This is a genomic window from Bradyrhizobium sp. CCBAU 11361, from assembly GCF_028128935.1.
Taxonomy (GTDB): domain Bacteria; phylum Pseudomonadota; class Alphaproteobacteria; order Rhizobiales; family Xanthobacteraceae; genus Bradyrhizobium; species Bradyrhizobium niftali.
The window spans coordinates 34,757-59,866 of the sequence record NZ_LBJZ01000004.1; the positions used below are offsets into that span (position 1 = coordinate 34,757).

Annotated in this window: 20 protein-coding genes; 12 read left to right on the forward strand and 8 right to left on the reverse strand. The window is 65.1% G+C overall.

Going from position 1 to position 25,110, the window contains the following annotated elements:
- Positions 1–81: 81 nt before the first annotated feature.
- The 5 genes from XI08_RS01770 (at position 82) to XI08_RS01790 (ending at position 6,839) form a co-directional block, all read left to right on the forward strand.
- Complete coding sequence (locus XI08_RS01770; RefSeq protein WP_271573108.1) at positions 82–363, forward strand: hypothetical protein; 282 nt, start codon at positions 82–84, stop codon at positions 361–363.
- Positions 364–517: 154 nt separating this feature from the next.
- The gene (locus XI08_RS01775; protein ID WP_271573109.1) at positions 518–2,221 is read left to right on the forward strand and encodes an NADH-ubiquinone oxidoreductase-F iron-sulfur binding region domain-containing protein; all 1,704 of its coding nucleotides are present in this window, start codon (positions 518–520) and stop codon (positions 2,219–2,221) included.
- Entirely contained in the window at positions 2,218–4,986 is a 2,769-nt protein-coding gene (gene fdhF, locus XI08_RS01780) for a formate dehydrogenase subunit alpha (RefSeq protein WP_271573110.1), read from the forward strand. The genes XI08_RS01775 and fdhF overlap by 4 nt, the downstream gene beginning before the upstream one ends.
- A gap of 275 nt (positions 4,987–5,261) precedes the next feature.
- Positions 5,262–5,735 carry a Cys-tRNA(Pro) deacylase gene (gene ybaK, locus XI08_RS01785; protein ID WP_271573111.1) on the forward strand — a complete coding sequence of 158 codons (474 nt, stop codon included), beginning with the start codon at positions 5,262–5,264 and terminating at the stop codon, positions 5,733–5,735.
- A gap of 18 nt (positions 5,736–5,753) precedes the next feature.
- Positions 5,754–6,839: a HupE/UreJ family protein gene (locus XI08_RS01790; protein WP_271573112.1), complete on the forward strand. Its 1,086-nt coding sequence runs from the start codon at positions 5,754–5,756 to the stop codon at positions 6,837–6,839.
- Positions 6,840–6,856: 17 nt separating this feature from the next.
- On the opposite strand, the gene XI08_RS01795 is transcribed toward XI08_RS01790, so the two are convergent.
- Positions 6,857–7,537, reverse strand: a complete 681-nt coding sequence (locus XI08_RS01795; protein WP_271573113.1) for a GntR family transcriptional regulator — start codon at positions 7,535–7,537, stop codon at positions 6,857–6,859.
- Between the two features lie 156 nt (positions 7,538–7,693).
- On the opposite strand from XI08_RS01795, the gene tcuA reads away from it, so the two are divergent.
- The 3 genes from tcuA to tcuB are packed head-to-tail and all read left to right on the forward strand — an operon-like array spanning position 7,694 to position 11,246.
- Positions 7,694–9,085, forward strand: coding sequence for an FAD-dependent tricarballylate dehydrogenase TcuA (gene tcuA / locus XI08_RS01800; protein ID WP_271573114.1), 1,392 nt, complete (start codon positions 7,694–7,696; stop codon positions 9,083–9,085).
- A gap of 27 nt (positions 9,086–9,112) precedes the next feature.
- Entirely contained in the window at positions 9,113–10,141 is a 1,029-nt protein-coding gene (locus XI08_RS01805; RefSeq protein WP_271573115.1) for an esterase, read from the forward strand.
- 4 nt (positions 10,142–10,145) lie between these two features.
- Complete coding sequence (gene tcuB / locus XI08_RS01810; protein WP_271573116.1) at positions 10,146–11,246, forward strand: tricarballylate utilization 4Fe-4S protein TcuB; 1,101 nt, start codon at positions 10,146–10,148, stop codon at positions 11,244–11,246.
- A 4-nt stretch (positions 11,247–11,250) separates the two neighbouring features.
- Here the strand turns inward: tcuB and XI08_RS01815 are convergent, their stop codons facing one another.
- Both XI08_RS01815 and XI08_RS01820 read right to left on the reverse strand, forming a co-directional pair.
- Positions 11,251–11,925, reverse strand: coding sequence for an esterase/lipase family protein (locus XI08_RS01815; protein ID WP_271573117.1), 675 nt, complete (start codon positions 11,923–11,925; stop codon positions 11,251–11,253).
- 5 nt (positions 11,926–11,930) lie between these two features.
- Positions 11,931–15,335, reverse strand: coding sequence for an acyl-[ACP]--phospholipid O-acyltransferase (locus XI08_RS01820; RefSeq protein WP_271573118.1), 3,405 nt, complete (start codon positions 15,333–15,335; stop codon positions 11,931–11,933).
- Between the two features lie 674 nt (positions 15,336–16,009).
- On the opposite strand from XI08_RS01820, the gene XI08_RS01825 reads away from it, so the two are divergent.
- Positions 16,010–16,630 carry a TetR/AcrR family transcriptional regulator gene (locus XI08_RS01825; protein WP_271573212.1) on the forward strand — a complete coding sequence of 207 codons (621 nt, stop codon included), beginning with the start codon at positions 16,010–16,012 and terminating at the stop codon, positions 16,628–16,630.
- Between the two features lie 14 nt (positions 16,631–16,644).
- On the opposite strand, the gene XI08_RS01830 is transcribed toward XI08_RS01825, so the two are convergent.
- The 3 genes from XI08_RS01830 to XI08_RS01840 all read right to left on the reverse strand — a co-directional run bounded on the left by XI08_RS01830 (position 16,645) and on the right by XI08_RS01840 (position 20,512).
- Entirely contained in the window at positions 16,645–17,952 is a 1,308-nt protein-coding gene (locus tag XI08_RS01830) for a GGDEF domain-containing protein (RefSeq protein ID WP_271573119.1), read from the reverse strand.
- Between the two features lie 246 nt (positions 17,953–18,198).
- A complete protein-coding gene (gene pncB / locus XI08_RS01835) occupies positions 18,199–19,503 on the reverse strand; it encodes a nicotinate phosphoribosyltransferase (protein WP_271573120.1) in 1,305 nt (434 codons plus the stop codon).
- A 79-nt stretch (positions 19,504–19,582) separates the two neighbouring features.
- On the reverse strand, positions 19,583–20,512 hold the full coding sequence (locus XI08_RS01840) for a LysR family transcriptional regulator (RefSeq protein WP_271573121.1): 930 nt from the start codon (positions 20,510–20,512) through the stop codon (positions 19,583–19,585).
- Between the two features lie 95 nt (positions 20,513–20,607).
- Between XI08_RS01840 and pcaH the strand changes: the two genes are divergently transcribed.
- Together pcaH and pcaG are read left to right on the forward strand one after the other, a co-directional pair.
- A complete protein-coding gene (pcaH, locus tag XI08_RS01845; protein WP_271570814.1) occupies positions 20,608–21,396 on the forward strand; it encodes a protocatechuate 3,4-dioxygenase subunit beta in 789 nt (262 codons plus the stop codon).
- A gap of 4 nt (positions 21,397–21,400) precedes the next feature.
- Positions 21,401–22,027, forward strand: coding sequence for a protocatechuate 3,4-dioxygenase subunit alpha (pcaG, locus tag XI08_RS01850; RefSeq protein ID WP_271573122.1), 627 nt, complete (start codon positions 21,401–21,403; stop codon positions 22,025–22,027).
- A 23-nt stretch (positions 22,028–22,050) separates the two neighbouring features.
- Here the strand turns inward: pcaG and XI08_RS01855 are convergent, their stop codons facing one another.
- Positions 22,051–22,662: a LabA-like NYN domain-containing protein gene (locus XI08_RS01855; RefSeq protein WP_271573123.1), complete on the reverse strand. Its 612-nt coding sequence runs from the start codon at positions 22,660–22,662 to the stop codon at positions 22,051–22,053.
- Positions 22,663–22,979: 317 nt separating this feature from the next.
- Positions 22,980–23,885, reverse strand: coding sequence for a helix-turn-helix domain-containing protein (locus tag XI08_RS01860; protein ID WP_271573124.1), 906 nt, complete (start codon positions 23,883–23,885; stop codon positions 22,980–22,982).
- Between the two features lie 50 nt (positions 23,886–23,935).
- Between XI08_RS01860 and pobA the strand changes: the two genes are divergently transcribed.
- On the forward strand, positions 23,936–25,108 hold the full coding sequence (pobA, locus tag XI08_RS01865; RefSeq protein ID WP_027549423.1) for a 4-hydroxybenzoate 3-monooxygenase: 1,173 nt from the start codon (positions 23,936–23,938) through the stop codon (positions 25,106–25,108).
- Positions 25,109–25,110 lie beyond the last annotated feature (2 nt).

A 25,110-nucleotide genomic window follows, 5' to 3' on the forward strand; every position in this document is an offset into this window, starting at 1 on the left:
AGCCGCGGGATGCTCATCATCGGCATCCCGCGGCGTTCGCCTTTCAGACATCATCGAGACTGGGACTTAGGGGGAATTGAAATGCTTCGTACCCGAATTTGCCTTGCGGCCGTGTTGCTGGTCGCTGGCCTTCATGCCGCGTCCGCGCAAACCGCGGCAGCACCTGCCACCACAGCGCCGGCGGCGACGACGGAGGCCAGGCCGGGCAAGATCAAGCTCACCATGCAGAAGCTGAAGGACATGAAGGCGAAGTGGTCCGCCAACAAGCCGAAGCTCAAGGCCTGCCGCGCCGACGTGAAGTCCAAGGGCCTCGCCGGCGACGACCGCTGGTTCTACATCGAAGAGTGCATGAGCAAGACCTGAGGCCGGGTTCCGCGAACAGTTCGAGGTAAGGGGGCGTGAGGCTTGTTGGCCGCATGCCCTTAAATGCTTATCGGAACGGATGAATTCTCTTGGCATCTGGTATGCCAAGGGTTAGAATTGGACCTGTTCTAAAGAAGGTTGACGAGACTCATCGATGAGCCATGACGTGCACGAGGTCCGCTCGTTTGAACATCCGGGCGAGGGACGGAAGCGAGCCAAGGCCACGCCCAAGGGGCGGCAGGTCGATCCCACCGCCGCACACGAGATCGAGCAGTTGCTTGGCGATCGCCCGCGGCGGCGCGACCTCCTGATCGAATATCTCCACCTGATCCAGGACAAGTATCGCCAGATCTCGGCGGCGCATCTCGCCGCGCTTGCCGACGAGATGAAGCTCGCTTTCGCCGAGATATTCGAGACCGCGACTTTCTACGCGCATTTCGACATCGTGAAGGAAGGTGAGGCTGATATCGCGCCGCTGACGATCCGCGTCTGCGATTCTCTCACTTGCGCGATGCTGGGCGGCGAGAAGCTGCTGGAGGATTTGCAGAGCGCGTCAGGTCCCGGCATCCGCGTCGTGCGCGCGCCCTGCGTCGGTCGCTGCGACACCGCACCTGCCGCGGAAGTCGGACACAATTTCGTCGATCATGCGACCGTCGCCAATGTGATGGCGGCCGCGAAGGCCGGCGACACCCACGCGCATCTGTCCGAATATATCGACTACGACGCCTATGTCGCGGGCGGCGGCTACACGCTGCTCAACCGCCTTCGCTCGGGCGAGTTGCCGAAGGATGATCTGCTGAAGGCGCTCGACGACGCCTCGCTGCGCGGTCTCGGCGGCGCCGGCTTCCCGACCGGCCGCAAATGGCGCGCGGTGCTGGGCGAACCCGGTCCGCGGCTGATGGCGATCAACGGCGACGAGGGCGAGCCCGGCACGTTCAAGGATCGCGTCTATCTCGAAAGCGATCCGCATCGCTTCATCGAGGGCATGCTGATCGGCGCGCATGTGGTTGAGGCCTCCGACGTCTACATCTACCTGCGCGACGAATATCCTGCCTCGCGCGAGATCCTGGAGCGCGAGATCGCAAAGCTGCCGCCGGATGGCCCGACGCTGCACATGCGCCGCGGCGCCGGCGCCTATATCTGCGGCGAGGAATCTTCGCTGCTCGAGAGCATCGAGGGCAAGCGCGGCCTGCCCCGGCACAAGCCGCCTTATCCGTTCCAGGTCGGCCTGTTCGGCCTGCCGACGCTGATCAACAACATCGAGACGCTGTGGTGGGTACGCGACATCGTCGAGAAGGGCGCCGATTGGTGGAAGGGCCACGGCCGCCACGAGCGTCACGGCCTGCGCAGCTTCTCGGTCTCCGGCCGCGTGAAAAATCCCGGCATGAAGCTCGCGCCGTCAGGCATCACCGTGCGCGAACTGATCGACGAATATTGCGGCGGCATGGCCGACGGCCACACCTTCTACGCCTACCTGCCGGGCGGCGCGTCCGGCGGCATTTTGCCGGCATCGATGGACGACATCCCGCTCGATTTCGGCACGCTAGAGAAATACGGCTGCTTCATCGGCTCGGCCGCGATCGTGATCCTGTCGCAGAAGGACAGCGTGCGCGCAGCGGCTCTGAACCTGATGAAGTTCTTCGAGGACGAGAGCTGCGGCCAGTGCACGCCGTGCCGCGTCGGAACCCAGAAGGCGGCGCTGCTGATGCAGAAGCCGGTCTGGGACCGTGCCTTGCTGGAAGAATTGAGCCAGGCGATGCGCGATGCCTCGATTTGCGGGCTCGGACAGGCGGCATCGAATCCGCTTGCCACCGTGATCAAATATTTCCCTGACGAGTTCAAGGAAGCGGCCGAATGACCAAAATCACGTTCGAGCTCGACGGCAAGCAGGTCGAGGCCAGTCCCGGCGAGACCATCTGGCAGGTCGCAAAACGCCAGGGCCGCGACATCCCGCATCTGTGCTACTCGCCGGCGCCCGACTATCGCCCCGACGGCAATTGCCGCGCCTGCATGGTCGAGATCGAGGGCGAGCGCGTGCTCGCCGCATCCTGCAAGCGCACGCCGTCGGTCGGCATGAAGGTGAAGACCGAAAGCGCGCGCGCGGTTTCGGCGCAGAAGATGGTGATGGAGCTGCTCGTCGCCGACCAGCCGGCGCGCGAGACCTCGCACGATCCGGATTCGAAGTTCTGGCACTGGGCCGAGGCCACCGGCGTCACCGAGAGCCGCTTTCCCGCCGCCGATCGCTGGGCCACCGACGCGAGCCATCCGGCGATGCGCGTCAATCTCGATGCCTGCATCCAGTGCGGCCTGTGTGTGCGCGCCTGCCGCGAGGTCCAGGTCAACGACGTCATCGGCATGGCCTACCGCAACCATGGCTCGAAGATCGTGTTCGACTTCGACGATCCCATGGGCGAGTCCACCTGCGTCGCCTGCGGCGAATGCGTGCAGGCCTGCCCGACCGGCGCGTTGATGCCGGCCGTGATGCTCGACGAGAAGCAGACCCGCGTCACCTATGCCGACAGGAAGGTGGACTCGCTCTGCCCGTTCTGCGGCGTTGGCTGCCAGGTCACCTATGAGGTCAAGGACGAGAAGGTGATCTATGCGGAGGGCCGCGACGGTCCCGCCAACCGCAACCGTCTCTGCGTCAAGGGCCGCTTCGGCTTCGACTACATCCACCATCCGCATCGCCTGACCAAGCCGCTGGTGCGGCTGCCCAATGCGAAGAAGGATGCCAACGACCAGGTCGATCCGGCCAATCCGTTCACCCATTTCCGCGAAGCGAGCTGGGAGGAAGCGCTCGACATCGCGGCCAAGGGTCTCGTCAAGATCCGCGACACCAACGGCGTGAAGGCGCTGGCCGGCTTCGGTTCGGCCAAGGGCTCGAACGAAGAGGCCTATCTGTTCCAGAAGCTGGTGCGCACCGGTTTCGGCTCCAACAATGTCGACCACTGCACCCGGCTGTGCCACGCCTCGTCGGTGGCGGCGCTGTTCGAAGGTCTGAGCTCGGGCGCCGTGTCGGCACCGTTCTCCGCGGCGATGGACGCCGAGGTCATCATCGTGATCGGGGCGAACCCGACCGTGAACCATCCGGTCGCCGCGACCTTCATCAAGAACGCGGTCAAGCAGAATGGCGCCAAGCTGTTCGTGATGGACCCGCGCCGGCAGACGCTGTCGCGCCATGCGACCAAGCATCTGCAGTTCAAGCCCGGCTCCGACGTCGCCATGCTGAACGCGATGATCAACACGATCATCACGGAAGGCCTGACCGACGACCAGTACATCGCCGGCTACACCGAGGGTTTTGAGGACCTCAAGGAGAAGATCAAGGAATTCACGCCGGAGAAGATGGAGGCGATCTGCGGCGTCCCGGCCCAAACGCTGCGCGAAGTTGCGCGCACCTATGCGCGGGCAAAGTCGTCGATCATCTTCTGGGGCATGGGCATCAGCCAGCATGTCCACGGCACCGACAATGCGCGCTGCCTGATTGCGCTCGCGCTGATCACCGGCCAGGTCGGCCGCCCCGGCACCGGTCTGCATCCGCTGCGCGGCCAGAACAACGTCCAGGGCGCCTCCGACGCCGGCCTGATCCCGATGTTCCTGCCGGACTACCAGCCGGTCGGCCGCGACGACTTGCGCGGCGCCTTCGAGAAGCTGTGGCAGCAGGATCTCGATCCCGTGCGCGGCCTCACGGTGGTCGAGATCATGAACGCGATCCATGCCGGCGAGATCAAGGGCATGTATATCGAGGGCGAGAACCCCGCGATGTCGGACCCCGATCTCCAGCATGCGCGGCACGCGCTCGCCATGCTCGACCATCTCGTGGTGCAGGATCTCTTCGTCACCGAGACCGCGTTCCACGCCGACGTCATCCTGCCGGCCTCGGCCTTCGCCGAGAAGGACGGCTCCTTCACCAACACCGATCGCCGCGTGCAGCTCGCGCGCCAGGTGATCAAGCCGCCGGGCGATGCGCGGCAGGATCTCTGGATCATCCAGGAGATCGGCAAGCGCATGGGCCTGCCGTGGAATTATGCCGGCCCCGGCGATGTCTACACCGAGATGGCAGAGCTCATGCCGTCGCTCAAGAACATCAGCTGGGAACGGCTGGTGCGCGAAGGCGCCGTCACCTATCCGGCGGACGATCCGAACAAGCCGGGCAACGAGATCATCTTCACCACCGGCTTCCCGACCGCGAGCGGGCGCGGCAAGATCGTGCCGGCCCACGTCATCCCGCCGGACGAGCTTCCCGACGCCGAATATCCGATGGTGCTCTCCACCGGCCGCGTGCTTGAGCATTGGCACACCGGCTCGATGACCCGCCGCGCGCAGGTGCTCGACCAGATCGAGCCGGAGGCGGTCGCCTTCATGAGCCCGAAGGACATGCGCAAGAAGCAGCTCGCGCCGGGTGACTTCATTCGCCTGGAGACCCGCCGCGGCGCTGTCGAGGTCAAGGTCCGCTCCGACCGCGACGTGCCGGAGAACATGGTGTTCATGCCGTTCTGCTACGCGGAAGCGGCTGCGAACCTCCTGACCAACCCGGCGCTCGATCCGTTCGGCAAGATCCCCGAATTCAAGTTCTGCGCGGTCAAAGCCGAGCGCGCCGAGATGCGGGACGCGGCGGAGTAGGGGCGGCGGGCTCGCCGGTCTCTTGGCGGCACAATGCCTCCAAATATGCGGTGTCGTCCCGGCGAAGGCCGGGACCCATACCGCGTGATCTGCCGATTGCGGATGGTCGCAGTCCCGAGCGACGGGTCTTCGCAAAACTGCTCCCTGGGGTTATGGGTCCCGGCCCCCCGTGCGCAATTGCGCACTAGGCCGGGACGACACCGGGGGTGTGGCGCGTGCGTGCATCCACGTCGCCGTCCCTTCGCTCCGCGCGGTGACGGTGCTAAACATCGCCCATGTCCAAAGTCACTCCCGCCACACGTGCGCTCGCGGCCGCAGGTGTTGCCTTCACCGTGCACGCTTACGACTATGATCCCGATGCCGAGAGCATCGGGCTCCAGGCCGCCGCCGCGCTTGGCGAGAATCCCGCGCGCGTCTTGAAGACGCTGATGGCGCTCGTGGACGGCAAGCCGGTCTGCGTGATCGTTCCGTCCGACCAGGAAGTCTCGATGAAGAAGCTCGCCGCGGCGGCGAGCGGCAAGTCGGCGCAGATGATGAAGCCGCCGGAAGCCGAGCGCGTCACCGGCTTCAAGGTCGGCGGCATCAGCCCGTTCGGGCAGCGCAAGCCCGTGCGCACCGTGATCGAGCAGAGCGCGCTCGCGCATGACTACGTCTATCTCAATGGCGGCCAGCGCGGCTTGCAGGTGCGGCTCAAGCCCACTGACGTCCGGGATGTCTCCAAAGCGGTCGTCGCGGATGTGCTGGCGTGAAGGCGATGGAGCGGGATCATGAGGCGGCCACGGCTGCTGTGGCTCGCGGCTCTGCTCGGCCTCTGCTTTCCGGCCGAGGCGCATCAGGTCAACCTTGCGACGGCGCGCGTGGCGCTGACCGGCGATCGCACGGTGACCGTCGAGCTGGGACTGAAGGGCAGCGACGTCGATCGCCTGATCGGCACGAAGATTTATGATGCGAGGCAGGATGCGGTCGATCCGGCCGCGGTCGAAGCGGCCAGGACCGCCATCCTTGCCTATCTCGACGGGCATCTGGCCGTAACAGGCGGCGGCACGGCTTGCGCGCCAGCTGCTGCGGCGATCCTCCCGGACGGTGATGGCGTCGTCTATCGCAACAGTTTCGCCTGCGCGAACACGACCGGCGATATCGTCTATCGCTCCACCGTGCTCACCGAGAAGGACAAGGCCGCGCGCCAGATCGTGCTGATCGCGCAGGGCAGGTCCGAGGCGCAGGCCCTGCTCGACGCCGGCAATACGACGGTCACGCTCTCGACGGCGCCGCCATCGCTGTCCTCGACCATGCAGCGCTATCTCGTCGCCGGCATCGAGCACATCTTCCTCGGCTACGATCATGTCGCCTTTCTGGTCGCAGTCATGCTCTGGGCACGCGGGCTCGTTCCGGTCATCAAGATCGTTACCGCCTTCACCATCGCTCACTCCATGACGCTGTCGCTGGCGGCGTTGAATGTCCTCGTCATCCCGGGCCGCATCGTGGAGCCCGCGATCGCGGCCTCGATCGTGTTCGTGGCGGTGGAGAATTTTGTCTCGCGCGATATCGACAAGCGCTGGCGCGTGGCCTTTCTGTTCGGCCTGATCCACGGCTTCGGCTTTGCCGGCGCGCTTCGGGAGATAGGCTTGCCGCCGGATGCCATTGTCCCGGCGCTGGCCGCCTTCAACGTCGGCGTCGAGATCGGGCAGATTGCGATCGTTGCGGTCATGCTGCCGATGCTCGGCCTGTTGGACCGGCTGACCAGCGCCGGCCCGACCGGGCCGGTGCGAACCGCAAAGCTCGTCTACACGGTGTCCGCAATCATCAGCCTGCTCGGTGGCTATTGGCTGCTGACGCGTGTGTTCGAGGCGTGATCGGGCGGACGATCGGCCTATTGCTTCTGCAACAATTTCAGCCGGCAGCGCAGTGCCTCGCGGATGTGCGCGCGCGCGAGCTGCTCGGCCCTGTCGCCGTCGCGCGCGGCGATCGCGTCGATCATGGCCTGGTGCTCGCCGTGGCTGGTCGTGGGACGTCCCGTCACCGTGAAGGTGGTCGGGCCGAGCAGGGCGATCCAGTCCTGAAGTTCGCGGGAGGCGTTGTCGAGATAGCGGTTGCGCGCCGCGCGGCAGATCGCCTCGTGGAAGGCGCGGTTGAGCCTTGCCATCTCGGTGGCGTCGGCCGCGGACGCCTCGACAAAGGTCTGCTCGATGTCCCTGAGTGCGTCGATCTCCGTCGCCGAGGCGTGCTCGGCGGCAAGGCGCGCGGCGGCGCCTTCCATGATCTCGCGCATGGCGTAGAGTTCGAGCACCTCGGAGATGTCGAGGTTGCGGACGATCAGGCCGCGGCCGCCGGCGGGTTCGACGAAGCCGCGCGCCGCGAGCCGGCCCAGCGCTTCGCGCACCGGCGTGCGACTGACCTTCAGCCGCTGCGCCACCTCCTCCTCCCGCAGGCGATCGCCCGCGCGGTAGCTACCGGCCTGGAGCGCCTCGCAGAGCGAGCGGAACACGGCTTCGCCCAGCGCGACGCCCGCGCCGCGATCGATCGATCCTGCCTTTGCCGCGCGTCTGGTCATGCATCCTCGAAGCGCCAAGCGCATCCTGCCCATGCAGAGATGTCGCTTGCGCATTTTCTGTATATCTTTGTATACAAAAGTACGCAATGGCGGACCGGTTGACCGAGGCCGCCGGCGGGCAGAATGTCTCCAACTTCGTCGCATCGGGCAGACGGCATGAGCAGCAAATACGACGTGCTGGTGATCGGCGGCGGCAATGCGGCGCTGTGCGCGGCGATCGCGGCGCGTCGGGGCGGCGCCTCGGTGCTGGTGCTCGAAGGCGCGCCAAAATTCTATCGCGGCGGCAACACCCGCCATACCCGCAACATGCGCTGCGCCCATGACGCGGCCACCGAAATCCTGACCGGCCCCTACACCGAGGAGGAGTTCTGGGAGGACCTGCTGCGCGTGACCGGCGGGCAGACCGACGAAGTGCTGGCTCGTCACATGATCCGCGAATCCAAGGACATCCTGAACTGGATTGTGGAGCAGGGCGTGCGCTGGCAGCCCTCGCTCGGCGGCACGCTGAGCCTCGGCCGTACCAACTCCTTCTTCCTCGGCGGCGGGCGCGCGATGCTGAATGCGCTCTACCTCACCGCCGAGCGGCTCGGCGTCGATGTCGAATACGATGCCGAGGTCATCGACCTCGTGATCGAGGACGGGATGTTCCTGGCCGCCCGCCTCAAACGGCCGATCAGGGGCGAGACCGAGATCCGCGCGACGTCGCTGGTCGCCGCGGCCGGCGGGTTCGAGGCCAACATCGAGTGGCTGAAGCAATATTGGGGCGAAGCCGCCGACAATTTCCTGATCCGCGGCACGCCCTACAATCGCGGTTCGATCCTGAAGATGCTGCTCGACAAGGGCGTACAGGAGGTCGGCGATCCCACGCAGTGCCATGCGGTCGCGATCGACGCCCGCGCGCCGAAATTCGACGGCGGCATCATCACCCGCCACGACTCCGTGGTGTTCGGCATCGTCGTCAACAAGCACGCGCAGCGCTTCTACGACGAGGGCGAGGACATCTGGCCGAAGCGCTACGCGATCTGGGGCCGGCTGGTCGCGGCGCAGCCCGACCAGATCGCCTACATCATCTTCGATTCCACCGTCGTCACGAGCTTCATGCCGACGCTGTTCCCGCCGATCGCCGGGCAGACGGTGGCCGAGCTTGCCGGCAAGCTCGAGCTCGATCCGGCCGCGTTCGAAAAGACCGTCACCGAGTTCAACGCCGCGGTGCGGCCCGGCACCTTCGATCACACCATCCTGGACGACTGCCGCACCGAGGGCATCACGCCGCCCAAGACGCATTGGGCGCGGCGGATCGAGACGCCGCCCTATCTCGCCTATCCGGTGCGGCCCGGCATCACCTTCACCTATCTTGGCACGCGTGTGACCAGGGAGGCACGGATGCTGATGGCCGACGGCAAGCCGTCGGCGAACATGTTCGCGGCCGGCGAGATCATGGCCGGCAATGTGCTCGGCAAAGGCTATGCGGCGGGCATGGGCATGACCATCGGCAGCGTGTTCGGGCGGATCGCAGGACGGGAAGCGGCACGCCATGCGAAGAACTAGAACGAAGAAAAGGCTCTGGGAGGAACCATGTCACGCATTGCCATTGCTTTGATCGCGACGCTGCTGATCGCCGGCCACGCCTGTGCCGCCGAGCCGATCACCCTGCGCGACATGGGTTCGTTCCATGTCGGTGGGCGTCTTGTCGAAATTACCGGCAAGCCGGTGAAGGAGGTCGTGTTCGCGCCTGGCGGCGTACCAGCCAAGGTCGATCCCAACGGCACCTATCAGGTCGAGCAGATGTACGTGCAGTATTTCCTGCCCGCGAACGAGAAGGGGGCCTATCCGCTGCTGATGTGGCATGGCGGCGGACTGACCGGCGTCACCTACGAGACCACGCCGGACGGACGCGAAGGCTGGCTGAACTATTTTCTGCGCAAGGGGTGGGCGGTCTACAATTCCGACGCGGTGGAGCGCGGACGCGCGGGCTGGGCGCAATACCCCGACATCTTCAAGAGCGAGCCGGTCTTCCTCACCACAGCCAATCCGTTCGAACGTTTCCGCATCGGCGATGGGCCAAGTTCCTACGATCCCGATCCCGCCAAGCGAAAGGTGCTGCCGGGCAACCAGTTTCCGGTCGAGGGCTACGAGAATTTCGTCAAGCAGAACGTGCCGCGCTGGACCACGACTGACGATGCGACCATCGCCGCCTATATCGCCGAGATCGATCGCGTCGGCCCCTCGGTGATCCTGTTCCACAGCCAGGCTGGCAGCTTCGGCTTCAAGGTCGCGCAAGCCCGGCCTGACAAGGTCAAGGCGCTGATTGCGATCGAGCCGGCCGGCATCGGCGATCCCGCCAGGGCGGATGCGCTGAAGAACATTCCGACCCTGATCATCTACGGCGACTATATCGAGCGCGATTCACGCTGGCCCAAGATCCGCGCCAACGGCATTGCCTTTGCGGACGCCATCAAGGCGGCCGGGGGCAGCGTCGACATCGTCGACCTCCCGCGGGCTGGTATCAAGGGCAATTCGCATATGGTGATGATGGACAAGAACAACCTCGAGGTAGCAGCCCTGATCCAGAAATGGCTCGAGGGAAAGGGCCTGACGAAGTAAAGCCATGCACGGAACCAGAATTTTGGACGAAGCCGACCGCCTGATGACGGTCTGCAATTCCTGCCGCTATTGCGAGGGATTGTGCGCGGTGTTCCCGGCGATGGAGATGCGCCGTGCGTTCTCCGACGGCGACCTCAACTATCTCGCCAATCTCTGCCATGCCTGCGGCGCCTGCTACGTCGATTGCCAGTTCTCGCCGCCGCACGAATTCAACGTCAACGTCCCGCAGACGCTCGCGATCGCGCGCGCGGAGTCCTATGCGGCCTATGCCTGGCCGCAGGCGCTGTCCGGCGCCTTCGCGCGCAACGGTCTCGTCATCAGCATCGTCGCTGCGCTCAGCATGGCGCTCTTCATCCTCGGCTTCGCCGCCCTGAACGACCGCGGCGTGCTGTTTGGCGTCCATACCGGGCCGGGCGCATTCTACAGACTGATGCCGCACAATGTGATGGCCGCGCTGTTCAGCGCCGCGTTCCTCTATGCCATCCTCGCGCTGGTCATGAGCGTGCGCGCATTCTGGCGCGATATCGGCACGCCGATCGGCGGCCGCGCCGACGGCGGCTCGATTGTCCAGGCGGTCCGCGATGCCGGTGAGCTGCGCTATCTCCATGGCGGCGGCGTCGGCTGCTACAACGAGGACGACAAGCCGACCGACCGGCGCAAGCTCTATCACCACCTGACGTTCTACGGCTTCCTGCTGTGCTTTGCCGCGACGTCCGTCGCGACGCTCTATCACTATCTCCTCGGACGCGAGGCGCCGTATCCGTGGTGGGATCTGCCCGTCGTGCTCGGCGCGCTCGGCGGCATCGGCCTCATCGTCGGGCCGATCGGCCTGTTCCTCGCGAAACTGCGCGGGGCGCCGGAGCTGCTCGACGAGCAACGCTACGGCATGGATGTCGGCTTCATCGCCATGCTGTTCCTGACCGGTCTTACCGGCATGCTGCTTCTGATCCTGCGCGAGACGGCCGCCATGGGACCGCTGCTGGCGCTGCATCTCGGCGCGGTGTTCGCGCTGTTCATCACCATGCCCTACGGCAAGTTCGTGCACGGCATCTATCGCTTCGCGGCGCTGGTGCGCTATGCACAGGAACGGCGGACGGCGCCGTGACCCGCTACGCCGACTGAAAACGGCCTTCGCGCAGGAAGGCGATCGTCTGTGCGATCGCGGCGGCGTGACGCGGCAGCCCGGTGTGGGACGCCTTCACCACGATATGCTCGGCCATGCCGCTCAGCATCGCGCTCCGCACCGAGACCCGGCCGTCGTTGGGCTTCGGCAGGACGAAGAGGCCGGAGACGGGATCGATGAAGCGGCTTCCTGCGATCACGCCGACGGGATAGTCGATGGCGGGGAGGGTATTCGGCGCGGTTGCAGGCGTGGTGGTGAGCTCAAGGCCGGCTGGCCCGTAGAATGCGCGGTAGGGCAGAAATCCCTGCAGGAGATCAGCGACCTCGCTGCCGCTGTTCGGCGTGCCCAGCATCACGACGCGGGCAAGCCGGGCCGGGCGGTGTCTTGCGATGTAGGCGCGCGCGACGAGGCCGCCCATCGAATGCGTGACGAAATGCAGCGGCGCGTCACGTTCGGCGAAGCCGACGATGGCCGGATGGATATCGTCCGCAAGCGCCGCGATCGGTTTGCTGCGGCTGGCATAGTCGATGTTGAGCGTCGCGAACCCGCTCGCCTGAAGCGCTCGTTCGAGCCTGGTCAGGGATGCCGAGGTGCGCGCGATGCCGTGAAGCAGAACCACTCCCGGGCATCGCGCATTGCCTGTTTCAGGCGCCTTGTGCATCTGGCTTACGCCACGTCGCGCTCCGGCGCGGACGCCTGCTCACGGGCCATCGTCGTTGCCGTGACATAGTCGGTCTTGCCGCTGCCGAGCAGCGGCACCTTGTCGACCACCATGATCGCGGCGGGAACGGTCAGCTCGGACGCGCCGATCGCCTTGGCCTGGCCCTGCATCGCGCTGCGCTCGGCGTTCTTCTCCGTCGTCAGCAGCACGATGCGCTCGCCCTTGCGCTGGTCGGGGATCGACACGGCAACCGAGCCGGCCTGCGGCCACAGCGTCGCCGCGATGCTTTCGACCGCCGACAGCGAGACCATTTCGCCTGCGATCTTGGCAAAGCGCTTGGCGCGGCCCTTGATGGTGATGAAGCCGGCCGCGTCGATTGCCACGATGTCGCCGGTGTCGTGCCAGCCCTCCGCGAGCACTTCGAGCACGCCGGGATTTTCGGCCCGCAAGTAACCGAGCATCACGTTCGGTCCGCGCACCGAGAGGCGGCCGCCTTCCTCGATGCCGGGGACCGGATCGAGGCGGCTTTCCATCAGCGGCGACAGGCGGCCGACGGTGCCGGGACGGTTGGCCATCGGCGTGTTCATCGCCAGCACCGGCGCGGTCTCGGTGACGCCATAGCCTTCAAGGATGCGGATGCCGTAGCGCTCCATGAACACCTGCCGCGTGCGATCCTTGACCGCTTCGGCGCCGGCGATCACGAGACGTAAGGTGCGGAAGTCGTAGGCATGGGCCGAGCGCGCATAGCCGGTGAGGAACGTGTCGGTGCCGAACAGGATCGTTGCGCCGGTCTGGTAGATCAGCTCCGGCACGATCCGGTAGTGCAGCGGCGAGGGGTACATGTAGATCGGAATGCCGGCGAGCAGCGGCATCATCATTCCACCGGTCAGCCCGAAGGAGTGGAACACCGGCAGCACGTTGAACACCTTGTCGTTGGCGTTGGCATCGACGCGCGCCAGCGCCTGCGCGGAGTTGGCAAGGATGTTGCGGTGGGACAGCACCACGCCCTTGGGCGTGCCTTCCGAGCCCGACGTGAACAGCACGACGGCCGGATCGTTGGCCTGGCGGACGACACGCGGCGCGGTGCCTGCGAGCAGGCCCTTGATCTTGTCGGCCATCCCAATCGAGGCACGGACATCCTCGAGATAGACGACGCGCGCCTCCGCGGAGATCGCGGCCATCAGCTTGTCGAGCTTGCCCTTCTCGATGAAGGCCTTCGAGGTCAGCACGGTCTTGACCTGCGCGGCCTTCATGGCGGCAAGCACGTTGACCGGGCCGGCGGAGAAGTTGAGCATCGCCGGGACCCGGCCGATGTTTTGCAACGCCATGAACACGACGGCGACGCCCGCGGAATTGGGCAGCAGCACGCCGACATTCTCGCCGACGGAAGTGCCGTTCTCCAGCTTCCGGCTCAAGACCTGCGCGCCCAGGATCAGCTTGCGATAGGTCAGCTTGGTGCCGAGCGCGTCCTCGATGATGACCTTGCCGGTGTCGCGGTCGCGATAGGCGTGTCCGAGCGCTTCGAACAGCGAGTGATCGAGCATGGCGTTCTTGACGAGAGCGTCGATCATCACGTCCTGGAGCGCGGCGCCGGCGGCATTGCGGCGCGCCTTGCCCTTCAGCGACGGATCGACCGGCAGCTTGACCGGCGGCAGGATCGTGACCGTCACCCGCGGAAACCACGAGCGCTTGATCTGGCTGCCGTCGAGGTAGCTGAGATGCGAGCGCTGCGCGCCTTCGATGCGGACGGGCACGACCACGGCGTCGGCCTTGTCGGCGATCATCGCGGTGCCGTCATAGACCTTCATCAGCGAGCCGGAGACGGTGATGCGTCCCTCCGGGAAGATGACCACCGGTTCGCCGGCGGCAACCAGCTTGATCAGGTCGCGCGCGGCCAGCGGCTTGGTCGGGTCCATGGTGTAGTGCTTGACCACCCGCAGGAACGGCTTGGCCCACCAGGCCTTGGAGATGCCGGTATCGACCGCGAAGCTCGCGTCGATCGGCAGCACGGCGTGCAGCAGCGGGCCGTCGATCAGGCTGACATGGTTCGGCGCGATCAGCATGCGCGTGCCTGGAGGCGGTAGGTTCTCGAGCCCGCGGACCTCGGTGCGGAACAGCGCGCGGAACAAGAGCGCGCCGAAGTCGCGCACGCCTTCCTTGCCCCACTTGGTCAGCACGAACCACACCGCGCCGAAACTGGCGGCGCCGAGGCCGAAGAAGATCCAGCCGATATGGAGGCCAGTCGCCTGCAACAGCGCGACGAACAGCGAGCCGACCACCATGAAGGCGGCTTGCAACACGTTGCCCGCGGCGATGATGCGAGCGCGCTCGGACGGTGCCGACCAGGCCTGCACGGCGGCGAAGGACGGAACGACGAACAAGCCGCCGCCGAATGCGAAGGCGACGAAATCGATCAGCATGCGCAGGCCGGCGAACGAGGTTGCGAAGTCGAGCGCGGTGATCTCGTGTCCCTTGCTGGTCACGCCGATGGCCCAGGCGAGGTCGAGGCCGGCAAATCCCATGATGATGGCGCCGATCGGCACCAGCGCGAGGTTCGGGCGAACGTGGCTCAGTTGCGCCGCGAACAGCGAGCCGATGGCGATGCCGATCGCGAAGATCGCCAGGCACAGCGTCACGACGCCTTCGGTGCCGCCAACGACCTCCTTGACCAGCGCCGGCAGCAGCGACAGCACGATGGCGCCGACCAGCCAGAACCAGGAGACGATCACGGTGCCGTCCCACAGCCGCTTGTCCGCGTAGAGCGTCTTCAACAGGCCGAGCGTCGAGGTCCAGGGATTGGCGTTGACGGGCAGATCGGGCGCGGAGGGCGTTGTCTGCGGAATGCGGGAAGCGAAAGCCCAGGACAACAGGGCCAGCACGACCACGGCCGATGCGACCCAGCCCATATGGGCGGAGCCGGCCACGAACTGGCCGCCGGCGACGGTGCCGAGCAGGATGGCCATGAAGGTGGCGCCTTCGACCAGCGCGTTGCCGGTCGCGAGCTCGCCGAGGTCGAGCTGGTCCGGCAGCATGGAATATTTCACGGGGCCGAACAGGGCGGCGATGATCCCGAACAGCGCGAGCGCTGCGAACAACAGCGGCACCGAGTGCAGGAAGAAGCCGGCGGCGGCGAAGCAAGCGGCGAAGATCTCGGCGAATTTGAGCCGCCTTGCGACGACGGATTTGACGTATTTGTCGGCGAGCTGTCCACCGAGCCCGGACAGGATGAAATAGGGGAAGATGAAGACGGCGCCTGCCACCGTCACCAGGGCATCGCCGTGGCCGGTCGCGGCGCTGTAGAGCAAGATGATGACGAGTGCGTTCTTGAGCACATTGTCATTGAGCGCCGAGAAGAATTGCGCCCAGAACAGCGGCGCGAAGCGGCGTGACGACATCAATTCCCTGATCATGACTAGTCCTGTTTTGGAAAGGCAGCCTGAGGTTGTTTCGGTGGCGGTGAAAGCGTCACGACCGGAAGGGCATGGGACGAACGATTGCAGAGTGACGATTGTCGTCGGCCTGCCTCTGTCCCCTCGATCCCTCCGATCCTGTTGGTCTCCTAATGGTCTCGTTAGGTTCGCAAATTTCCGGTCGCGGCCGCGTCGGCTCTGGGTGGGAGGGCCGCGCTGACCCGGATATGCGACGGGCCGTGAGCAAAAACTGAACCGTACCGGTAAGGCCCGCGACATCGGCTGCGAATGTCGGCAAATGGTAAGTCCTTCATTGCAGCCTTTTCTTGCATTCGAACCGCTTCGCGGCGCGCGTCTCAGGTGAGATGGGCGAGGTGGCGAAAGGGCGAGAAGCGACCAAGCAGGCTGAACCTGCGGCCTTCACGACGGACGCGGCTACGGTTGGCGCGCCACATCCGGAAGGTCGCGCGGCGCTCGGCGAGCACGCCGGCAATGTCGCAGGCGTTTGCGATGCGATCGATCGGCGTCATCGCGAGCTTGAGGGCGGCCCGGCCAAGGCCGGTCACGAGGGCGGCGGCGTCATCGATGAAGGTGGTGACGATATCAACAGCGAGGGTTTGCATTTCGCAGGTCTCCGGGCTAAATTGAACAATGTTCACATTGGTAGCTCGAAAATGAACAATGTTCAAGAAGAATCGTTGCGGGACCAGAAAAAAAATCGCCGCCGGGTCCAGATCCTGGAGATCGCCCGCGGCATCATTGCCACTAAGGGATTGAGATCACTCAAGGTTCGGGACGTCGCCGAAGCCGCCGGCTGCTCGGTCGGCAGCGTCTATAACGAGTTCGGCGACTTCGACGGGGTGATCCTGACCGTCAATCGGGAGACGGTTCAGGCGCTCACGGCACGGCTTGCCGGGGTTCCGGCCGAGGATCCGGTTCGCCAGCTCTACGGGCTTGCCGAGACCTATCTCGAATTCTTTGCGGAGCACGCCAATCTGCTGCGTTCGCTGTTCGAGCATCGGATGGAGGACGATCGCCCCTATCCGGACGACATCCTTCAGATGGTGATGGACGCCTTCGCGCTGATGCACCCGCCTCTTGTGCGGCTGCTACCGGATGCGGATGACGTGAAGATCGCGCTGCTATCGCGCACTCTGTTTTCCGCGGTGCACGGCATCATCTCGCTCGGTCTCGAGGAGCGCATGGTGGCCGTGCCGCCCCAGTTGCTGCGCCAGCAGGTTGAGCAGTTCCTCGACGCGCACCTCGCGGGCCTCGGGATTCTGCCTTTGCGGTGACAGGGCGAGCAGCCTCAGGCGCGTGCAGCTTCGCGTGGCCGTGCTGCAATGAGGACGACGTCGGGCCGCACTCCGTCGACCTGAACCCGGTTGCGTCCCTTTTCCTTGGCGCGATAGCAGGCGGCATCCGTGCGCCGCATCGCGTCCTCGAGCGTGGTGTCGCGCTCGGTGATGCAGGTGATGCCGATGCTGGCGGTCACTGCAAAGCAACGATCGTCCCAGGCGAAGCTGAACAGCTCGAGCGATCGCCGCAGCCGTTCGGCGATGTCGGCTGCGTCGAACGGCGAGCACTGCGGCAGGATCAGGCCGAATTCGTCGCCGCCGAGCCGGGCCACCAGATCATGCGGGCGGCGGTCCTGTTGCAGGAGGCGCGAGACCTGGCAGAGCAGGCGGTCGCCCGCCAGATGGCCGCAGCTGTCGTTGACGTTCTTGAACTGGTCGAGGTCGAGTAGGATCAGGCCCAGCGAGCCTGCCGCAAGATTGTCCAGCTCGCCTTGCAGGCGCGCCTCGAAGGCGCGGCGGTTGGCAAGGCCCGTCAGCCAGTCGTGCGAAGCCTGCCAGGCCAGGCGCTCCTTCTCGTCATGCAGGGCATCCTCGAACGCCTGTCGTTGCAGCACCAATCGCCGCGTGTGCCAGATCAGGAGCAGGATCAGCATCACGGCGGTGACGATGTTGATGCAGGTCAGCGTCAACTTGATCGCGCGGGAGCCTTCGCCCAGGACCGTGGAGAAGCGGTTCGCATGTACCGTGAACTGGGTGTTGAGCTCCGAGAGCCGCGACGACAGGAACTGCAGGCGGCTGCCATCCCGAACGGGGCCGTTCTCCAGCTCCGACCGGATGACCTCGCCGAACACGCTCAGCTCCAGCAGCATGGGATCGGTGGCGGTCCACTCGCGGATGGCTTCCTGGAGAAAGCTGACGCGGTTGAAATATCGAAACAGCCAGATCAATCCCGGAACGTCATCGGGATGGTTGCCGCCTTGCAGGAAGCCGATGCGGGCGGCCTCGACGTCGACCGGATCGCGCTCGAGCGCCCAGCGAGCGAACTCGTCGCCGATGGGAACGGCGAGCGAGGCCTGGTACTGCGCGAACTGGCCCTTGTCGCCCGAATGCAGATAGCGATTGAGGAAATAGACGGCGTTCTTCTGCGAGCGCGACCATAGCGCTTCGCCCGCGACATAGGCGCGGACCGATGACATCACCTCGAGGCTGAATCCCGCAATCGTCGCCTGGAGGACGACGACCATCACGAAAGGCGAGACGAGCTTGATGACGTGAAGGAAGCTGTGTCCCTTCGTCGACGTCGATGTTCTCCGAAACACCCTCAGTTCCCCAAATCGATCAACGACCCCAGCGGAGTGTTGCGCCTGCAACGCCAAGTAGAGGAGATGGTTGCTTAACTCGCCCTGAAAGAGACGAGGGACTGCATCGCAGGGTGAAGGCGTCGTGAAGTGGATGCGTGCAGATCGTTGCAAATGCCAACAAACCGGAACCTGTGCGGCATCGGCGAACCAATGCCTCGCATTCGTCCCGCGCGGTTTACTTGATCGAGAGAGTTGGGGCCGGTGCTAGACCAGCACCGGCTTGCGCACGCGGCCGGCGTCGCCGAACACCCGCAGGTAACGCTCGATCTCCGAGGGGAGGCCGGTCGCCTTCTCCGGATTGTCGGAGAGCTTGACGGCCGGATGACCGTCGGCCGACGACACCTTGCAGACCAGCGAGATCGGATCGAGATTGAACGAGCCGTCCGGGGTGCAGCCGACGAAGTCGTTGGTGAGGTTGGTGCCCCAGCCGAAGGAGAGCCGCACGCGGCCGGTGAAGTGGTGATAGGTCTCCTCGATCGAGCCGACGTCCATCGCGTCGGAAAAGACGAGCAGCTTGTCCCTGGGGTTGCGGCCCTTCTTCTCCCACCACGCGATGATCTCCTCGCCGGCCTGGATTGGCGGCGCGCTGTCGGGGCGGAAGCCGGTCCAGTCGGCGACCCATTCCGGCGCATCGCGCAGGAAAGCTTTGGTGCCGAAGGCGTCGGGCAGCGCGATCAGCAAATTGCCGCCATAGGTCTGACGCCACTGGTCGAGGATGCGATAGGGCGCCCAGCGCAACTCCTCGTCGTCCTTGGCGAGCGCAGCCGCGACCATCGGCAGCTCGTGCGCGTTGGTGCCGATGGCCTCGAGATCGTTGTCCATCGCGAGCAGCACGTTGGAGGTGCCGATGAAGGAGGGGCCCAGGCCTTCCTTCACCGCCTCGACGCACCAGCGCTGCCAGAGGAAGCCGTGACGGCGGCGGGTGCCGAAGTCGGAGAGCCTCAGGTTTTCCAGTTTGCGCAGCCGCTCGACCTTGGTCCACAGCTTGGCCTTGGCGCGGGCGTAGAGCACGTCCAGCTCGAAGCGGCCGCGGCCCTTGATCGCCGCGCGCGAGCGCAGCTCGTTGAGGATCGCGAGCGCCGGAATCTCCCACATCGTGGTGTGGGTCCACGGCCCGTGGAAATGTATTTCGTACTGGCCCGCGACCTTGCGCAGCTCGTATTCGGGCAGGCGGAATTCGGCGAGCCAGCGGATGAAATCCGCCGAGAACATGTGGGTCTTGCCGTAGAAGGTGTTACCGGCAAGCCAGATCAGCTCTTTCTTGGTGAAGCGGATGGTGCGGGCATGGTCGAGCTGGGCGCGCAGCTCGCCCTCGTCGATGATCTCGGCGAGCCGCACATGGCGGGAGCGGTTGATGACCGAGAAGGTCACCTGCCGATCCGGGTAATCCTCCCGAATCATCTGCAACATCAATAGCTTGTAAAAGTCGGTATCGAGCAGGCTGCGGATGATGGGATCCAGCCGCCAGCTGTGATTGTAGGTCCGGCTCGCAATATCGGTCACTGTCATGGGGCAATTCTAGCGTGGCTGCCGCAAGGCAACCAGTGGGTTCGGCGGAGGGCAGGCTTCCGCGAACCGTGACCGAGGCTCAGTCTCCGGCGGCCGTCGCCGCCACGGTCTCGAGCTGGCTCCTGATCCAGCGATGGGCCGGGTCCTTCTGGTAGCGCTGGTGCCAGACCATGAACATCGGCAGCTCGGCCAGCGTCCGGGTGCGCGAGGCCAGCGGTATCAGCGTTTGCGCGAAGCCCTGCATGACGCCGGACGCGAGCAGGCTCGGCATGCTCGCGAGCATCTGCGAGCCGCGCAGGAACGACGGCACGCCTGAAAAGCTCGGCACGGAGATGGCGATGTCGCGGTGGAAGCCGTTCGCCGCCAGCCGGCGGTCGAAGTCGAGCCGCTCATTGTCGGTATAGACCACGGTGACGTGGCGCGCTGCGAGATAGGCGCTGCGGCCGGCGGGCGCCGCGCGTGCCTTTGGATCGAAATAGCAGACGTAGTGATCGCTGAGCAGGCGCTTCTGCACGACGTCGATACCGGATGGCGGCAGCGGCGTGATCAGGAGATCGCAGCGATTCTCTCGCAGCATCGCGGGCGAGGGCGATTGCGAGGGGATCACGCGCAGGTTCAGGCCCTTCACCTGGCTGGCGACATGGCCGAAGAAGCGCGGCAGCAAGAGGTCGCGCTGGAAGTCGTTGGCGGCGACCGTCAGCGAAAGCTGGGCCTGCGCCGGCTCGAAGCTGACGCCACCGGCAAAGCTGCGCATCTCGTCGATCAGTGCCCGCGCCTTCGCGGCCAGCGCCTGCGCATGTGCGGTGGCGACGATGCCGCGGCCCGACTTGGCGAACAGCGGATCGCCGGCGATCCGCCGCAGCTTGTTCAGGGCGTGGCTGACCGCGGATTGCGTCAAGCCGAGACGTGTGGCGGCTGCCGTCACCGAACCTTCCTCCAGCACGGCCAGGAACAGTTCGAGGGCATGGCCGTCGAGGGCCAAATGATCGATTTTCTTCATGGAATTCATTATAATCGATCTATTTATCTTGAGAATAGACCGTCCCATGATCTCCCGATAAGCCGTGCGCCCGGACCGGGGCGCCCAAGGGAGAGACAACGCCGATGAATGCCCAGGCGCCAGCCTTGCGGGATCCCCGCCTCAACCGCCCCGAGCCGTTCACGCCGCCGCTCGGCGATGGTGGCTTCTTCCAGCGCGATCGCTCGATCCATCCACCGGCGCATGCGCCCGGCTACAAATCCTCGGTGCTACGCTCGCCGCGCCAGGCGCTGTTGTCGCTGGAGAACTCGGTCTCGGAGATCACGGGGCCGGTGTTCGGCCACAACGATCTCGGCCCGCTCGACAACGACCTGATCCGCAACTACGCCAAGGACGGCGATCCCGTCGGCGAGCGCATCATCGTCCACGGCCGCGTGCTGGACGAGACCGGCCGCGGTGTTCCCAACACGCTGGTCGAGTTCTGGCAGGCCAATGCCGGCGGCCGCTACCGGCACAAGAAGGACACGTATCTGGCGCCGATCGATCCGAACTTCGGCGGCTGCGGCCGCGCGCTGACCGACGACACCGGCTATTACTATTTCCGCACCGTGAAGCCCGGCCCCTATCCCTGGCGCAACTACGTCAACAGCTGGCGTCCCGCCCACATCCACTTCTCGGTGTTCGGCTCGGGCTTCGCGCAGCGCCTGATCACCCAGATGTACTTCGAGGGCGATCCCCTGATCCCGGTCTGCCCGATCCTGACGACGATTCCGGACAAGGATGCGCTCGACCGCCTGGTCGCGCCGCTCGACCTCAACGCCTCGACGCCGTTCGATTCGCTCGCCTACCGTTTCGACATCGTCCTGCGCGGCCAGCGCTCCACCTATTTTGAAAATCGCACCGAGGGGAACTGAGCCAATGCCGCAGCCGCTCAACTATCTCAAGGAAACCGCCTCGCAGACCGCCGGCCCCTACGTCCACATCGGCCTGATCCCGGCCATGGCCGGCTTCGATATTTTCGAGAAGAACTTTTCCAGCGTGCTGGTGACGCCGAACACGCAAGGCGAACGCATCACGCTGGAAGGCAGGGTGCTCGACGGCAGCGGTACGCCGCTGCGCGACGTGCTGCTGGAAATCTGGCAGGCCAACGCGGCCGGCCGCTACAATCATCCGGCCGACCGCTCGGCCGGCGCGCTGGATCAGGAGTTTCGCGGCTGGGGCCGCGCCGGCTCCGACTTCGACAGCGCGCTCGTGACCTTCGAGACCATCAAGCCCGGCGCCATCACCGACAAGGCGGGGCGCAAATGTGCGCCACACGTCAATGTCTGGATCGTCGCGCGCGGCATCAATATTGGTCTCAACACGCGGCTCTATTTCTCGGATGAAGAGGCCGCCAACGCCGCCGACCCCGTGCTCAACCTGATCGAGCAGCCGGCCCGGCGCAAGACATTGATCGCCACGCGAAGCGAGCGCGCCGGCAAGGTCGTGTATTCCTTCACGATCAATTTGCAGGGGCCGGAGGAGACCGTGTTCTTCGACGTCTGAGAGTCGGGCGGCCTTCCGCAGGATCACTCCACCTGGTCGCCGCGATCGACCGCTACGCGCGCGAGGAATTGCGGCGACTGACGCATCTCGCGCGATCCCGGCCGATTGGCCGGATCGCGCCCCACTTTTGGTTTCAGTTCTGCCAAATCGATGAATATGTCCGCCTGTCGGCGCAGGTCGTCGGCGACCATGGCGGGCTGAGTGGAGAGCGTGGAGACGACCGTCACGCGGACACCGCGGCGTTGCAGGGCTTCCACCAGCGAACGAAAATTCCCATCGCCCGAGAACAGCACGATCTGATCGACGTGCTCGGCGAGCTCCATCGCATTTACGGCGAGGTCGACATCCATGCTGCCCTTCACCTTGCGGCGGCCGGTGATCGCGTCGACGAATTCCTTCGTGAGCTTGGTGACGACGGTGTATCCGTTATAGTCGAGCCAATCGATCAACGGGCGGACTGACGAATACTCCTGATCCTCGACGACGGTCGTGTAGTAGAAGGCCCGCAACAGCGCGCCTCGGCTTTGGAATTCGCCGAGCAGACGCCTGTAATCGATGTCGAAGCCGAGCGCCTTGGAGGTGGCATGGAGATTGGAGCCATCGATAAAGAGTGCAATCTTCCCAATCGAAGGCATTATGCAAAAATCTCCAGTTGTACGCGAAAGTACTGAAAGCGCCGATGGCTTGCTGAAAAAAGCAGCGCAGACGACCGGACAGGGGCGGCCGTCTTGCGCCTAGGTTAGGGAGGACCCAATGCCACCAGCGCCAGGGCGCCGAATGCAGCCAGGGTAAGGCGCGCGCATTCCCCACTCAATCGTACTGAGGTAAAGGGCCTCTATCCAAAGGATAGGACCCCATATACGAAGGTAGGTGGCTGCGCCGGCAACGAAGGCCGTTGCGGTTCGCAGCTTGGCCTTCGGCCAGAGGCGCGGCTGTCCGATCGGCCGATGTGTCAGCCTTCATCGCCATGCAGCCGGGTGCGAAAGGCGCGCGGTGATAGCCCCGTGGCAGCAGCATAAACACGGCTGAAATAGGCGGGATCCTCGAAGCCGAGCGAGTAGGCGATCGTCGAGACCGGAAGGTTGGTGTAGACGAGGTTGCGCCGCGCCTCGCGGATCAGGCGGTTCAGGATCAGGTGCGAGGCGGTGTCGCCAGTCGCGGCCCGCGTCACCCGGTTGAGATGGGTCGGCGTGATCGACAGCGCGCCTGCGTAGTCCGCGACGCTCCAGCGTTCCAGATGGTGCTGCTCGAGCAGCGCCTCGAAGCGGCGGAACAGGCCGGATTCGGCCGTGCCATTCCCAACGCTCTCGCTCGTGAGCGCGCGGGCCACCAGCCCGATCATGGCTGCCGACAAGGCGCGCAGCACATGCGCGCGGCCAAAATCGCGGGCAGCGTGTTCCGCGAAGATCTGCTTCATGGTGGCGCGGATCTGTGGCGTGCTGCGCACCACGCCGGATCGTGACAGGGCGCCGCGCAGGCCTTCGGCGGCGAGCAGCGCCTCGTCCAGGATCTCCGCCGCGATGGTCAGCACCCAGCCCTGGGTCTCTGGCACGAAGCGGAACCCGTGGACGTGTCCGACGGGTACGTTGACGATCTGCATCGGCCTCAACGGCACCACGCGTCCGTCGAGCGTCGCCTCGCCGCCGCCGCGCTCGATCAGTAGCACCTGGTGCAGCCGGGCATGGCGGTGTACGGCCAGGGTCCAGTCGTGAAGCACCGAGCGGGACGCGATCGTCTCGCAATGCACGACGTCGGGCAGGTCGCCGGACTCGCCGAACAAATTGTAGACCCGGATCGCGGGGGCAGGGGCGGCGCTTCTCATGTTCGAATAGTACAAGACAAAGACGAAACCCTCCATCGGTTTGCGCAGTTAAATCTGCAAAAAAGTGCCGTCGGGAGGACGCAAAAATGAAAGTTCAGGTCTGTATCATCGGCGGCGGGCCGTCCGGGCTGCTCTTGTCCCAGCTTCTGCACCTGAAGGGCATCGACACGGTCGTGCTGGAGAAATACAGCCGTGAGCACGTGCTGGCCCGCATCCGCGCCGGCGTGCTCGAGCACGGTTTCGCAAAACTGATGCGCGAGGCGCAATGCGGCGAGCGGATGGACCGCGAGGGCGAGATCCACCGGGGGTTCGAGATCGCCCATGACGGGGTGCTCTCCCAGATCGATCTGCACAAGCACTCCGGCGGCAATTCGGTTCTGGTCTACGGCCAGACCGAGCTGACGCGCGACCTCTACGAGGCGCGCGATCGTCTGGGCGGCAAGGTCGTGCATAATGCGCAGGACGTGACGCCGCATGACCTGGCGTCGGATCGCCCCTACGTGACGTACCGATCGAACGACGAGATCGTTCGCGTCGATTGCGACTACATCGTCGGCGCCGACGGCTTTCACGGCGTCAGTCGCAAGTCGATCCCGAAGGACGTGCTGCGCGAATACGAGAAGGTCTATCCGTTCGGCTGGCTCGGTGTGCTGTCGCGCACCAAGCCGGTCTCACCCGAACTGATCTATGTGAAGCACGAGCGCGGCTTTGCGCTGTGTTCCTTGCGCTCGCAAGTATTGAGCCGCTATTACATCCAGGTGCCGCTCACCGACAAGGTGGAGAACTGGTCGGACGATGCGTTCTGGGCCGAGCTGAAGCGCCGCCTGCCGGAGCAGGTCGCCGGCCGCCTGATCACGGGGCCCTCGATCGAAAAAAGCATCGCGCCGTTGCGCAGCTTCGTCGCCGAACCGATGAGCTACGGCCGCCTCTTCCTCGCCGGTGATGCCGCCCATATCGTGCCGCCGACCGGCGCGCGCGGGCTGAACAGCGCCGCCTCCGACATCTACTATCTCTACCATGCCATGCTCGCACACTATCAGAGCGGCGATGATTCCGGCCTCGAAGGCTATTCCGCCAAGGCGCTGGCGCGGATCTGGAAGGCGCAGCGTTTCTCCTGGTGGATGACGATGATGCTGCATCGTTTCCCCGATCGTCTCGACTATGAGGATCGTCTTCAGCAGACGGAGCTGGAATATCTTTTCTCGTCCGAGACGGCGCAGCGCCTGCTCGCGGAGAATTATGTGGGACTGCCGTTTTAAGC

Coding starts and splice junctions, on each gene's coding strand:
- XI08_RS01770 (WP_271573108.1), top strand. CDS start 82: ATGCTTCGTACCCGAATTTGCCTTGCGGCCGTGTTGCTGGTCGCTGGC.
- XI08_RS01775 (WP_271573109.1), top strand. CDS start 518: ATGAGCCATGACGTGCACGAGGTCCGCTCGTTTGAACATCCGGGCGAG.
- fdhF (WP_271573110.1), top strand. CDS start 2,218: ATGACCAAAATCACGTTCGAGCTCGACGGCAAGCAGGTCGAGGCCAGT.
- ybaK (WP_271573111.1), top strand. CDS start 5,262: ATGTCCAAAGTCACTCCCGCCACACGTGCGCTCGCGGCCGCAGGTGTT.
- XI08_RS01790 (WP_271573112.1), top strand. CDS start 5,754: ATGAGGCGGCCACGGCTGCTGTGGCTCGCGGCTCTGCTCGGCCTCTGC.
- XI08_RS01795 (WP_271573113.1), bottom strand. CDS start 7,537: ATGACCAGACGCGCGGCAAAGGCAGGATCGATCGATCGCGGCGCGGGC.
- tcuA (WP_271573114.1), top strand. CDS start 7,694: ATGAGCAGCAAATACGACGTGCTGGTGATCGGCGGCGGCAATGCGGCG.
- XI08_RS01805 (WP_271573115.1), top strand. CDS start 9,113: ATGTCACGCATTGCCATTGCTTTGATCGCGACGCTGCTGATCGCCGGC.
- tcuB (WP_271573116.1), top strand. CDS start 10,146: ATGCACGGAACCAGAATTTTGGACGAAGCCGACCGCCTGATGACGGTC.
- XI08_RS01815 (WP_271573117.1), bottom strand. CDS start 11,925: ATGCACAAGGCGCCTGAAACAGGCAATGCGCGATGCCCGGGAGTGGTT.
- XI08_RS01820 (WP_271573118.1), bottom strand. CDS start 15,335: ATGATCAGGGAATTGATGTCGTCACGCCGCTTCGCGCCGCTGTTCTGG.
- XI08_RS01825 (WP_271573212.1), top strand. CDS start 16,010: ATGAACAATGTTCAAGAAGAATCGTTGCGGGACCAGAAAAAAAATCGC.
- pncB (WP_271573120.1), bottom strand. CDS start 19,503: ATGACAGTGACCGATATTGCGAGCCGGACCTACAATCACAGCTGGCGG.
- XI08_RS01840 (WP_271573121.1), bottom strand. CDS start 20,512: ATGAATTCCATGAAGAAAATCGATCATTTGGCCCTCGACGGCCATGCC.
- pcaH (WP_271570814.1), top strand. CDS start 20,608: ATGAATGCCCAGGCGCCAGCCTTGCGGGATCCCCGCCTCAACCGCCCC.
- pcaG (WP_271573122.1), top strand. CDS start 21,401: ATGCCGCAGCCGCTCAACTATCTCAAGGAAACCGCCTCGCAGACCGCC.
- XI08_RS01855 (WP_271573123.1), bottom strand. CDS start 22,662: ATGCCTTCGATTGGGAAGATTGCACTCTTTATCGATGGCTCCAATCTC.
- XI08_RS01860 (WP_271573124.1), bottom strand. CDS start 23,885: ATGGAGGGTTTCGTCTTTGTCTTGTACTATTCGAACATGAGAAGCGCC.
- pobA (WP_027549423.1), top strand. CDS start 23,936: ATGAAAGTTCAGGTCTGTATCATCGGCGGCGGGCCGTCCGGGCTGCTC.